8 protein-coding genes are annotated in these 13,084 nt (G+C 55.5%); 1 reads left to right on the forward strand and 7 read right to left on the reverse strand.

Features of this window, described 5'->3' with window-relative positions; translation table 11 throughout:
• The first annotated feature begins 210 nt into the window (after positions 1–210).
• Positions 211–1,422: a globin domain-containing protein gene (locus K206_RS0117390; RefSeq protein WP_029043749.1), complete on the forward strand. Its 1,212-nt coding sequence runs from the start codon at positions 211–213 to the stop codon at positions 1,420–1,422.
• A gap of 244 nt (positions 1,423–1,666) precedes the next feature.
• Here K206_RS0117390 and K206_RS0117395 read toward each other — a convergent pair whose 3' ends face one another.
• The 7 genes from K206_RS0117395 to K206_RS0117415 all read right to left on the reverse strand — a co-directional run bounded on the left by K206_RS0117395 (position 1,667) and on the right by K206_RS0117415 (position 13,079).
• The gene (locus tag K206_RS0117395; RefSeq protein WP_029043750.1) at positions 1,667–2,971 is read right to left on the reverse strand and encodes a nucleotide sugar dehydrogenase; all 1,305 of its coding nucleotides are present in this window, start codon (positions 2,969–2,971) and stop codon (positions 1,667–1,669) included.
• A 337-nt stretch (positions 2,972–3,308) separates the two neighbouring features.
• Complete coding sequence (locus K206_RS40920; protein WP_081651430.1) at positions 3,309–4,784, reverse strand: glycosyltransferase family 2 protein; 1,476 nt, start codon at positions 4,782–4,784, stop codon at positions 3,309–3,311.
• A gap of 63 nt (positions 4,785–4,847) precedes the next feature.
• A complete protein-coding gene (locus K206_RS42930; protein ID WP_155888111.1) occupies positions 4,848–5,702 on the reverse strand; it encodes a hypothetical protein in 855 nt (284 codons plus the stop codon).
• Between the two features lie 25 nt (positions 5,703–5,727).
• A complete protein-coding gene (locus K206_RS41670; protein ID WP_196812888.1) occupies positions 5,728–7,920 on the reverse strand; it encodes a glycosyltransferase family 2 protein in 2,193 nt (730 codons plus the stop codon).
• Between the two features lie 52 nt (positions 7,921–7,972).
• Positions 7,973–9,601, reverse strand: a complete 1,629-nt coding sequence (locus K206_RS42935) for a class I SAM-dependent methyltransferase (RefSeq protein WP_155888112.1) — start codon at positions 9,599–9,601, stop codon at positions 7,973–7,975.
• Positions 9,598–11,667 (reverse strand): hypothetical protein, encoded by a 2,070-nt coding sequence (locus tag K206_RS0117410; protein ID WP_020203676.1) that lies wholly within the window; start codon positions 11,665–11,667, stop codon positions 9,598–9,600. Before K206_RS0117410 ends, K206_RS42935 begins: the two co-directional genes overlap by 4 nt.
• Before the next feature lie 83 nt (positions 11,668–11,750).
• Complete coding sequence (locus K206_RS0117415) at positions 11,751–13,079, reverse strand: capsule biosynthesis protein (RefSeq protein ID WP_020203677.1); 1,329 nt, start codon at positions 13,077–13,079, stop codon at positions 11,751–11,753.
• Positions 13,080–13,084: the final 5 nt, after the last annotated feature.

Consider the following 13,084-nt stretch of genomic DNA (forward strand, 5'->3'; position numbering starts at 1 on the left):
CGCGGGCGCCGCGCCGGCGGCATACGCAGTCTAACATGGCCCTTCGATACATCTTTTGCGATGCCGCAAATTTATGTTGCACGGCAAATGCATGTTTAATAGAATGGGTTCCGAGGTGACGCGGACAAAGCGCAGATCGCCCGCCGCCGCCCCTGTTGCGGATTCATTCGCCCCATTTGTTGCATTTAGTGTATATCTTTGGAGGTTGCAGTGCTGTCTGAAAAATCGAGACCCCTGATCGATGCGAGCGTACCCGTGCTGCGCCAGCATGGCCTGGCCATCACCGCCGCGTTCTATCGCAATATGTTCGCCGACAGGCCCGAACTGACCAACCTGTTCAACATGGGCAACCAGGCCAACGGCGCGCAGCAGCAGTCGCTCGCCGCCGCCGTATTCGCCTATGCCGCCAACTACGGCGACAACAGCGCGCTGGCCCCGGTGGTCAGCCGCATCGTCCACAAGCACGCCTCGGTCGGCATCAAGCCCGGCCACTACACCGTCGTCGCCCGCCACCTGCTCGGTGCCATCGGCGAAGTGCTGGGCGAAGCCGCCACGCCCGAGCTCGTCGCCGCCTGGGACGAAGCCTACTGGCTGCTCGCCGCCGAGCTGATCGCCGCCGAGACGCGCCTCTACGAACGCGCCGGCACCGGTCCCGACCACCGCCAGCCGGTGCGCATCGTCGCGCGCGAGGAACAGAGCGCCGACATCACCTCATTCACGCTCGAAGCCGTCCCCGGCACCACCCTCGCCGACTTCCTGCCCGGCCAGTACATCTCCGTGGTGGTGGAACTCTCGCACGGCGTGTTCCAGCAGCGCCAGTACAGCCTCTCCGACGCGCCCAACGGCCGCACCTGGCGCATCTCCGTCAAGCGCGAGCGCGGCGACGACGCCGGCCTGCCCGCCGGCGCGGTCTCCAACTGGCTGCACGACAACGCCCGCGCCGGCGACGTCCTGATGGTCAGCCAGCCGTTCGGCGACTTCGCGCCCGCCATCGAGCCCGCCCACCCCATCGTGCTGCTCTCCGCCGGCGTCGGCGTCACGCCCATGATCTCCGCGCTCAACGCCGTCGCGCAGCGCAACCCCGCGCGCAAGGTCGTCTTCGGCCACGCCGCGCGCATGGCCTCGCACGTGGCCCACGTCAAGGACGTCAAGCACGCCGCGCGCCAGCTGCCCGGCCTGCGCACCCACTTCTTCCTCGAGTCCGGCGAGCCGGCCGAATTCCTGGCCCAGCCCGCCCTGCCCGGCCGCATGGACATCGACGTCATCTTCGCCGGCGACGACCTCGCCGACGCCGACTTCTACCTCTGCGGCCCGCTGCCCTTCATGCAGGCGCAGCGCGCCGCGCTGGCGGCGCGCGGGGTAAAGGCGGAGCGCGTGCATCGCGAGGTGTTCGGGCCGGATTTGCTGGATGGGTTGTTGTAGGAACGACAAGCCGGTCCCGGCTCGAGATTTCTCTGGTCAAATCTGACGAGATCGAGAAACTCACCGGAACGAGCCAACAGCGCAGCAGCTCATGCTGTCTCGCAGCGCTGGCCGATCAGTTGCATTGCCTCTGATCGGCTGGCTACCACCGGCATCGGAGGCAGCGGGCCATTGGCAGGTATCAATGCCCGCGAGCTGAAGGCCCCGGATGCCTACCCGGTGATGATCGGACAGACAGGTTGCCTCAGGCTTTGACCAGATTTCCTGCCGCTTGCCGGTAACGACCGCGAGTATCGACCACCACCTTCGCGCACTTCCGGATCTGGTCGTAGTCAAAACGATCATGATCCGTGGCGACAAGAACGCAATCGTACCGGCCGATCTCGCTGGCACTCAGATCCACGCTCCTCAGGTCAAAGCTGTGTTCTCGCATTTTTGGGAAAACCGGTACATGAGGATCGCTATAGGCCACCTCGGCTCCGAGTGCGCGCAATTTTTCCATCAGCACGACCGAAGGCGACTCACGCATATCGTCCACGTTTTTCTTGTAGGCGATGCCAAGCACCAGGATCTTGCTGCCGCGGACGGAGCGCTTGACCTGATTGAGCGCGCCGATTACCTTTTCAATCACATAATCCGGCATGGATGAATTGATCTCCCCCGCCAGCTCAATGAAACGAGTGTGCAAACCATACTCACGGGCTTTCCATGTAAGGTAGAACGGATCGATGGGAATGCAATGCCCGCCCAGACCTGGGCCAGGATAATAAGGGACAAAGCCAAATGGCTTGGTCGCGGCGGCGCTGATTACCTCGTGGATATCGATATTCATTCGATCGGCGACGATCTTCATTTCATTGACCAGCCCGATATTCACCGCGCGATGTATGTTTTCCAGCAATTTGGTCAGCTCGGCGGCGCGCGTGGAACTGACGGGAACCACGGTATCGATCGCTGCTCCGTAGAGAGCCATGCCGACATCCAAGCATGCGGCCGTATGTCCGCCGCATATCTTTGGAATGGTGCGCGTGGAAAAATCAGTATTTCCCGGATCCTCTCGTTCCGGAGAGAACACCAGAAACACCTCTTGCCCGACAGTCAGCCCGCGCGATTCGATTCGCGGCAGCAGCTCTTCCTCAGTTGTCCCCGGATAGGTCGTGCTTTCGAGAGATAGCACCTGGCCAGGACGAAGATGAGGAATCAACGCATCCACCGTCCCAAGGACAAAGCTCAGATCCGGCTCTCGGTAACGGTTCAATGGCGTCGGCACGCAAATGATCAGGGCGTCTGCTTCCTTCGCTCGGGAAAAATCGGTCGTGACCTCCAGATTTCCGCTGGCAGCAGCCTGGATCTGCGCGGACGGGATGTGTTCGATATAGGTCCTGCCCTGGCGCAAGGCATCGATTTTTGACTGATCGATATCGAAACCGATGACGTGATAGCCGACATCCACATAGCGCAGCAGCAGCGGCAGTCCAACATATCCCAGCCCGACGATCCCAATTACGGCTCGCTTGCTGTTAAGTCGTTCCACAAGAGTATTTTTCATTTTTTCTCAATGAACTCAGGCATCAATAAAAATATAAAATTCCTGGTCAGGAAAAAATATTATATTGCGGTCATAAGCCACAATTTAGTGGAAAATTCCCAAATCCTTATGGATTCTTCTTGTGGTGGGAAAATTCTGAAATTATTCCATTTTCATGTGACCCATCGAGACTCGGGCATCCAGCGCTCATATCCACACGCGGCAGTTGTGCCTGGCGCTCCGCGCCGCATTGCGCGCGCCACCTCGGTTTCCACCACGGATTGTGCATGAGCCGCCTTATGACACCTTACCCATAGCTCTTGCCGCGGCTTCTCGTTCGCAACAGATCCCCATCGGATCATTCTTGCGGGAAGCATTCAATACTGGCCATGCACGCGGCGGCATCGCTCGCACGGAGAGCAATCTCCCTGGGCACGGCGAACGGGCGCTCTGCCTCGATCCGTTCGATATCGAATGGCATGCGCGGCTGGTATCGCATGCGCAGTGCGTCGATATGCCAGCGAGACCATGCTTCCCAATAAGCCTGGCGCTGCGACGAAATACCACTGTCCGAATAGCCTGTAGCGTCGGCGGTCATCAGGGAATCCGGCCGATGAGCCGCTAGCGCCAGCGGCTGCACTACCCGCCGTATGGCGGCATCGCCAAATACCAGGCGAAGGCGTGCCAGGAACTCGCTATCCGCGCCGGTCCGCACGCGATCCCAGGCACCCGCCCGCTTCAAGACCTTGTCCTTTCGAAACAAGAGCGACGAGGAATTCATGCGCATCAGCGGATGCACTTGCCGCGCGTAAAAGATCCCGTCGTCCTGCATGCGCACCCAGTACGAAACGGTCGCGATCAAGCGTGAGTCCTCCAGCAAAGGCTTTACCTGACGTTCGATCTTCAAAGGGTGCGACCAGTCGTCCGAGTCGTGGCAGGTAACGAACGTGCCTCGTGCATGGTGCAGACCGATATTCTTTGCCAGATAGGTGCCACCATTGCAGCCGAGACGTAGATATTTGACCCGGTGGTCTCGCGTTGCCCAGGCCCGCACGATGTCTGGCGTCTCATCATCGCTCGCATCGTCAATGATTATCAACTCTATATTTCGATAGCTCTGCCCAAGCACTGCGCCGATCGCCATATCGGCCCGCTGCCCCGTTTGGTAGGTCGTCATGAGTACGCTGACAAGCGGGCCATCAACCGTCTTAATCGGTGCCGGGGCTTGCACATTGAGCGGCGATGGCGGCAGACCGGCATCGCAGAGCGACAACTGCGGCAATTGATATGTCTGCAAGAACGCATTCAGGCGGATCAACTGTTGAGCGGGTGCTCCTCGTTCCGTATTGGATCGATAGAGATGGAGTTCGGGGAACCTGCGCTGTTCTCCTTTTGCAAATGCCTCTTTCAATACTGCGCGAGCTTCGGAAAACGCAGCCGTCCGCAGCAATAGGGCCGCTCGCAGGGAAACCGACGCCGAAGGGTTATCGAGCATTTGTATCGCCAATTCAGGCATGAACGGGGCCAACGCACCGGCCAGTGCCTCACGATGCGGTCTGCAGTCCGCCCGCCGCAAGAACTCCCGGGCTTCTACCTCGGCTTCGCCCAGCCGGCCACATGCAGCGAACGCAACGGCCTTGGCAAACAGACCACGCCAATGTCGATCCGTGCGTGTTCGCTCAACAATTGCCGCATACATCTTCAGGCGGTAATACGACCAAAGCTCAAGACTGTTGCTGGCGCAACTGTGCGCATCTGCCTTTGCAAGGACATGCGCGAATCGGTTTCTGCGAAAATTCCATAGACAGATAAATCGATCCAGCATGTCCATCATTAATAATCAATAAATAAAAAGCAAGTACAATTAATAAAAAATCTTGCATCATCCGCACAAGAATTACGTAACAGAAACTATAGGCATGTAGCCAGGATACTGCCGTGGATTTTTGCATAGTTCGAAGAATCCGGCACCGAAGTTCGAAACAAGGTAATTGTTCAATCTGGAAACCGACTCGTCATTTCCACCTCTCTTATTGAATGACTCATATAAGGAAGGCCCTGGATCTCCTGCCTCGACCGAAGGGAATGCATCCGACAGCGCATCGTTGATGGCAAAACAGCCGACGCCAAAAACAAGGGTGTGCGCCTTCAGCCACAAATCATCTGCTTTAGGGGCATATTTGACTGCGGAAACGACATCCCTGACCTTGGGGTGGAAATGAAAAGGCGAATACAGCACTCCATCCTTTCCGGTCAGGACATTTCGTATCGATGGGTTAACTCGAATAACCTTATCCCACTTCCTGTATTTATCAGGACTATTACCATCGAATACTATCGAGCGTGCTCGATATCCGATAACGCATTTCCTCTCTTTGAAACAACGGTACAGGCCATCGAGCCAGTCTTTTGGATACAGCGTATCGTCATCAGCAGTCACAATCAAAGATCCCAGGAAATCCGCGGGCGGCAACGAGTAGACATGATTGATGATTGGCAATATCTTCCTGTAAGGGCCGGAATTATCAACGTAATGTATCGAAAATCTCCCTCTCTCTTTTCTGACCAAATTTTTCAATTGGTCCGTGATTTCCCCGCATCCCTTGTCCAGCAGATAGGGGTAATTTGAAATATATAGTCTTACCTCATAATCTACCAGATCAAATCTCGCAGACAAGATAGATTCGACCACTTTATGAACAGATGCCAGCCTGGAACTAATTGTGGTCAGGCAAACGAATATTTTTTCCATTTTCAATAGCTCAATTATAATTTTTTCAATTTCTCAGCAACTGCGGGATCCAAAGTAAGGCATCATCCCCTCCTCCTTGTTTCCAGACTGTATGAGTCATCATGTATCGCATTGTCTCCAACGCAGTGCGATACATGTATTCCCGTCCCGACGAAATCGTGCCCAACCCACCCCGCGTCAAGACCAATGGCTTATTGATGGCCACGATGGCCTGGTCGCCATAAATTCGCTTCATCCGCGCCCGGAATTCAATATCTCCTCGTGTCCGAGTTGGCAGGAAGCCACCAATCTGGCCAAACACGCCACGTCTCCAGATGAATGAAACGGGACCGTCCCCCTCAATTTCGCCTGGGACGGAACCATCCGGCATCAAGCCGGACTCCTCTGAAATCCTCAGGTGCTGGGCATGTGTTGCCATTATTCCTTCATCGCAAACCAGCGGACCTGTCTGATAGATCAATCTCTCCGGATGAGATATATCATCATCATCCTGCACGGCAATATAGTCCCCCTTAGAAATACCTATTGCCGTATTTCTGGACTCATACTGTCCCTGGTTTATTTCATTCCGCATAAAGACTATCTCGCATCGCCCCGGATCGATTCCATTCATGGCCCTGGCAATCGTGTTTCTGAATGCCGCATCCGGGTTGCCGGGAGAGCAGTCGTCAACCAGGATGACCTGCAGGCGTACCCGTTCCTGCTTCACAATGGAGCGCAACGACAGATACAGCAATTCGAAATCTGGCGAGAATGTGGTCATGATTACGGAAACAAAGGGAAGATCATCCGTGTCCCCAACCACCTCAGCCGATTCCCTTTCCCATTTTTCCAGCACCCCCGCCATATAATCTCTCACCGATCCGTATCTCGACGGTGAAATCAATGTGTGTCCGAACCCGGAATCGATCAGACTCCTGTTTATATTTGATATAAATGGAATGTCATATCCGGAAATGGCGAGGAGCGAATCTCGTCGCCCCTCATCGAACCCCAGTCTCCGGAAGTTTTCATGAAACCAGAGCAGGAATTTTGTGGCAACACCAAAAACAGCCAACGCAACCAAGCACCTGGCGGCCCAGATATTCGCATCATTTTCGGACGAAGCATCAATAGAGAGATTTTTCTCGAACAAATCAATAACAATTTCCGACGAATCGCCCTCACACGACATGCCCTTCACCAGGCTGGCTCTCCTCAAATCTCGCGAGAGTAATAGAAGAGATTTCTCAGACAGATGAAGAATTCTCTCGACCGTCGCCGCTCCAAAATCAGACTCGAACCCACCAATCTCCTTCCGTATTGCCATTGCCTGGGTAATGAGAACAAATGAATCGGCGTCTTCGGATTTCACGTTTCTTGCAATAAAATCTATAGCATCGGAATATAGTCTGCGCAATGCGAGCCCCTTCAGAAAACTCTGCCTGAGTCCCCGGCAGAACATTTTAAGTTCAGGGCAACTATTTTTTATTTTAGATAATAATTTCTCGAAATTAGCAAGAAAAAGATCGGGGAAATCTTCAGAAGATAGCTCGAATGATAAATAAAGGAGATTGTCGATCTCCCTCACCTTTGCTTCATCATCTGCCACGAAATCGATCCTGGAAATTGCCTCCGACAAGTTGAACCCAATATTTTCAAGAACCCCGGTTATGTCTTGCGAATACCCCAATATTGAAACGAGATCATTGATTCTCTTTCGTTGTATCCTTGGGCTTGATGAAAGATAGGTAATGTATTGCGGTAAGAACCTCTCAATTGCACGCAGAAATCGCTGGCTCCTCCCTTCCGCGATGGCATTCTTGAAATCCTCTAGCGAGGGAAGATCATTGAAGTCACTGCTACGACGGTCTGCAGTCGAGAACAATCTCTCGAACTCTGGAAAATTATCCGGAATTTTGCACGGAGGAGGAATCGACAACAAAAACGCGGTTTCATCGATCAGGAAAGTCGAAATATCCTTCTTCTGATTCCTGGCCTGTGCCGCAAAGACCATGATTTCATTCATGCGCGGAGTTGTTCTTTCCTGGTACTCAGGATCGATAAAAGCCTGCCAGAATATCTCGGGATTTTTCGATCTGTGCTCCAGGAAATCGGAAAATAGTTCGCGCAACCGGTCATCTAGCGTTGACGGTTTTGTTGCATCACACAAGCAATGAATTCTGGCTTCATCATGACGCAATATGGTATGGTTGACGTCTTCACTATAAACGGACATTTTCGACACCTCAATATTCAAAAACCAATCCCCAATTTCGTGAGGACGTCGTTCATTGCTGCTGCAGTTCGTAGAAATAAAAATCCGAGAACGACGAGTATTTTGAATTCCTCTCTCCGTCGCTAGGATAGTCATTCCTGATAAAATCGATCAGACGCCAGGACGCAAGATTTTCATCGATCCAGTTGGTGAATCTCCGTCTGCGCAAGTGAACCTCATCTCCTGCGACAGACTCCTGTTCGCATGAATAGATCAACACGAACCGTGTCGAACTCCGAAATAGCATCGACATATATCTCTCGAATAGATCATCTTCTACCAGGTGAAATATCACATCCAATGATAATGTCAGTTCGGCGCAATCCGAACTCTCGATAAAATCGTCGACCACAAGGAATGATTTTCCTGGGTCTGTCGAGAATCTATCTTTGCACACCTGAATTATCGCGGGGCTTATATCAACACCAATGTAGCGCCCTACCGAGAATTTTCCGAGCTGATTTCCATCGCCACAGCCAAATTCTATGAGTTTTTCTATTTTATTATTCTGGATGAACTCATTAATTATCCTGGCTTTGAATTCGGCAAGCCGCCCGTATGATCCATATCCGGAATTCCCTCCTTTGAGATACCTGTCATTCCAGTATTTTGCACTGGAAAATTCCTGCTTTCCGGATGAAATTCCGGATGGAGAATCAATCCGCATCGGATGGATTCCGTTACCCGTCCTCAATTTTTCTCTCTCTGTTTTTTTCTTGTTGGCTATACTGCTCTGACGATACCTTTCGCCGTCGCATCCGATCATTAATTCCATGCGCGTATTGGCACGCCTTAGTATTTCGCACTCTTTCCTGATTCTTATTGCCTGGATCTCCGCTGCTGTTTTTTCATTGGCTATCTTGTCGATATTATTTTCTTTCTCTTCCGCCAATTTCCCCAGGCGTTTCAGATTCTGCATCAATCTTTTCTTTTCAGCCTGAAAATCCAGAAACGTCTCGGTCGATTGCTGCTGCAATGCGCTAAGGAGGAATCGAAAATCCTTGACAAAAATGACATGACCAATAAGCGGGTGCCGCCCGGCTTCGGTGGCGATACAGCGATACCCGCGTGTGCAGAGGAAGCGCGTCAATTCGGATAGGCTCGCTCCGACTTCCGGCGGAACCACGCTATCGAACAGCGTGCGCAGCGTGATCACGTCAAAGCGGTCGAGCTTGTCGGCAGCGCTCTGAAGGATCGGCAGCGCAGGCAAGCAGTCCACCACCAGCCAGTTGGCGGAAAGGGCCGCTCCCTGCTGAAGCCTCTCCAATGTAGTGGTTGGCAGAGCCAGTTGCGCCCGGCTCTTGAGATTCGGCCAGAGGCCATGAAGTCGCGCCGGATCCAGCAAGCCGCTTTCCGCGCTTTGGCTCGCCACATGGAAGGTGGCGGTTCCGGCATTGGCAGCGATAAAGCGCTTTTGCAGGTCCCATCCCTCATGTCCGGCAATGCTGCGCTTCAGGTGCACGAACTGCCCGTCATCAGCTTCTACAAGCGTGACATTGGGCACGTCTTCCTCCAGCAGGAGTTGTACCCACCTTCCTGCGCCGGTCCCTGCTCCAACATAAAGAACGCCGTCTGGAGGATGAAGCACAAGGAAATGCCGCATCCATGAAAAAACCGAGGGCGATAGGGTCCTGGATTTCATGCCCGGCTCGTCCTTTCTTGCCGAAACGCCTTGACTTCACGACGAAGCGCCATCGGCAACTTCAGCCAGCCGAGCGGCGAGCCCAAACCGGCAAGCAACTTTGCGCCGAGCCGATATGAGAGATGCCGCATTGCGCGTTCGGCTTCGTGGACATCACGGTATTCGTGCAAGGGAACCCCGAGCTGAGCATGCTTTGCCGCCTCGGCACGGAATTGCCGCGTCTCACGCAGTAGTGCCCAGGGCATGGTGATCCACCCGCCTATGGAGCGGGACCGCAGAATCATCGTCGTACCCAGACGGTAGGTCAGCCCGTGTTTGATGCGATCAGCCGCTCCACGGTATTCAAGCGCCGGCCTGAAGTTGCGAGTCTTCAGTTGGTCGGCGACCTTGGCCGACCGCATCTCACGATGATGCCGCTCCTGTTCTTCCTGCATCTGATGAAGCTGCTTGAACAGGAGTTGATTCTCCTGCTCGAGCTCCTGCCGTATGTCGATCCGGCCTTGCTCTTCCGCCTGCCGGCTGTGGTCGGCCAACCGGAGTCTGAGTTCCGCCAGTTCCTCTGATCCTTCGATTGCCAGCTTTTCGCTCGACAGCAAGGCATCGACTCTTTCGCGCTGTTGCTTGCACTCGAGATGACTGCGCTCCAGTTCCGTCTGGATTTGATAAAGCTGCTTGAGCAGCAATTCGTTTTCTTGTTCGAGCTGCCGCCGCGATGCAAGCTGCATGCCCATCTCTTTGACTTGACTTGCCCGGTCGTCAGCGAGCCTGGCTCCAGCATCCACCCGCAGCTTGAGTTCCCCGAGCTGCGCCAGGCGTTCAGCCGCAAGCGCTTCGTTGTGCGTCAAGGACGCGATTGTTTCGCGTTGCAGCTTGGCCTCGAGATGGCAGCGCTCCAGTTCCTCGTGGGCCTGCTTGAGCTGTGCGTGCAAGAGCGCATTTTTCAGTCCGGTCTCGCGTTCCGTTGCGAGCCGGCCTTGCGCTTCCTTTAGCTGGGCAGACTGTGCTTCGGCAAACCGGGCTCGAGCGGCCATTGTCGTCCCCAGCTCGCCAAGACGTGCCAGCCGCTCGGTCGCAAGTCGCTTGTAGAGCATCAATGACTCTGCTTTCTCGCGTTGATGCCGGTAGTCGAGGCGAAGACTATCCAGCGCCTCCTGGGTGTGGGCCAGGGAGGACCGCAGACTGTTCAGTTGGACATGGCGTGCAGCCATGACACGCCATGCGCCAAGGGCTGCATTGTCCACAGGCACACGCTCGATGAGCGGAAGATCCGCAACGGACTGCAGTTCCTCGTAGATCTGCTGCGCCTGGGGAAACTGCTGGAGCAAGGCCTCCGACAGGTACTCACTCAGCGCATCCGCTGGCGGGAATGGCGTACCGACATCGTCCGGGCGCGACGTGGCCGAGGCGGCGGTGCCTTCCGGATGCGCCGCGCCGGACCGCTGCTCAGATTGCGCTTCATCCTCCCCCGCATGGGGAATCCCCAAGGGCGTGTTCAATGGCGCGCCGATGCGTGCCCGAACCTGCTGGAGGTAGTGGTTAGCGGACAATCGGACCTGTCCTGTATGCACCAACAGGGAACGATCGGTATTGCGATGGAAAAAATGCAGCAAGGCGGCGTTGTAAGCGCTCCAGTCATGGATGCGTTGCCGCAGGTGCTCGTGTGTCAGCTTGGTGTCGGCATCCTCGATCTGCGCAAGCAAGCTCCGCGGGCTGTCGTATGCAAGGATGAATGTGAGTCTCGGGTCAAGCGACTTCCAGTAGTCGAGCAGATGAACGGCTTGTGGATCCGCCCATCCCCAGAGCGTTTGATCCAGGTTGCCGAGCATCAGGTCAAGCGCCATGCCGTGCCAGATCGGACTGGCTTCAATCTGCTGAAGCTGGCCATCCGCCCCGGTCTTGTTCAGGGGAGATACGCCATGAGCCTTCAGAAGAGTGGCGCCGATTTCTACCGGCATCAGCTTCTCCCGCCGAGACGGCAAGGGACGGCTCATGCCACATTCGTTCAGCAGTCGCTCGACATCCTGATACTGCGACGAGTGATGGCCGACAATGAGAATCTTGTTCATGGTCACTTCCTGTGATCGTTCCATACCGGGACGCCGTTCGACAAAGTGCCGGCGCCACGCCGAGTCCCCATCGGAGAAACGCCTCATCCAACGCCGAATATGGCGAGCGTCCAGCGCAGCTTTCCGGAAATATCGAAGGGGGTACCGTCAAGTACATCGAGTGTCACAAGACTGGCAATGCACGCGAGACGCATCCCGAGCGTCTTCAACCTGTGAGCGGCGTAGCCGATATCCGCGGAGCCGGCTTTGGCGTAGAACGACGCATTGATCTGGGAGGCGCGTATGACGTAGTTGCGCAGGCGAGTGCTTGCGGCCTTGTCGAGGGGCGCGCCGCTGGACCAGAACTCGTCCAGGCTCCCCAGGAAGGTCACGCCCTCTTTCGCATAAAAGCTGCGGCCAAGCACGATGACCGGCACGCTGTGAAAGAGCGCCTGCAATCCGACCGTCGAATTGACTGTCACCAGGCCCTTGCAGCGCTGCAATAGCGACGGCAGATGTGCGTCATGCACGTAGGCCACGCGCGATGCCACGCCGAGGCGTCGGGCGCAAGCGCTGATCATCCGCGTGTAGTCCGTGTGACCACGATCCATCGGATGGTGTTTGATCACCAGCATGGAGCCCGCAGGGGCGTATCGGGAGAACGAGAACATCGTCCACTCGATGAAATCCTCGACGCGCCGCCATGGGCTGTGCATGCGGATCTGACTGTCGTTGTGGACCTGCAGCGCAACGAGGAAGAACGGTGGATGATCGTGCGACAGCAGTCTCTTGATCGTTCCCTTTTCCCTATGCTGGTACAAAGGCCGGCGATAGCCGGCCCGCAACCAGCACGACAGTTCTCGCAAGCCGAACGGCTTGTGGTGCCGGTATTGAGGGTAGCGACAGGCGCCGGCCAAGCCAGCGGCGAAGTACAAGAACGAGTACCACGCCATCTTGCGGAAGGTGTGATGGAATGCAAGGTGCCTGGGCGGCTTCGCGATATCCGGTATCTGATCCAGCGACAACGACCCCAACGGGGAGTCGGCATTGACACCGCCGGCCTCGAGCGTGATGTAGTCGGGGCGGACATAACCCTCCTCGAACACCCAGAACGCGATCCCCTTCTTTCTGGCAACCCTGGCAGCGATGCGATGAGGACGCCGGCAATCGCCGAACACGACAATGGCCTCAATCCTCTCCCGGGCCAGGAACGCAAGCAGAAAATCCTCCCAGCCGCCCATCTTGTCGCGGAAGCGCAGGATATTGCCGGTGTGGTAGAACAGATCGTCACCACCGTTGAAATTGATCTTCCAGACGCAACTGCCGTACTGCTCGAGTTGATCGCGCAAGCCCGCAAAGAAGGGACCATTCGGCCCTTGCAGCAGCAGGATGCGACGATATCCGGCAAGCTGGCCGATGCTCGCCTGCTCCACCGATG

Source organism: Cupriavidus sp. WS, assembly GCF_000395345.1.
Lineage (GTDB): Bacteria > Pseudomonadota > Gammaproteobacteria > Burkholderiales > Burkholderiaceae > Cupriavidus > Cupriavidus basilensis_B.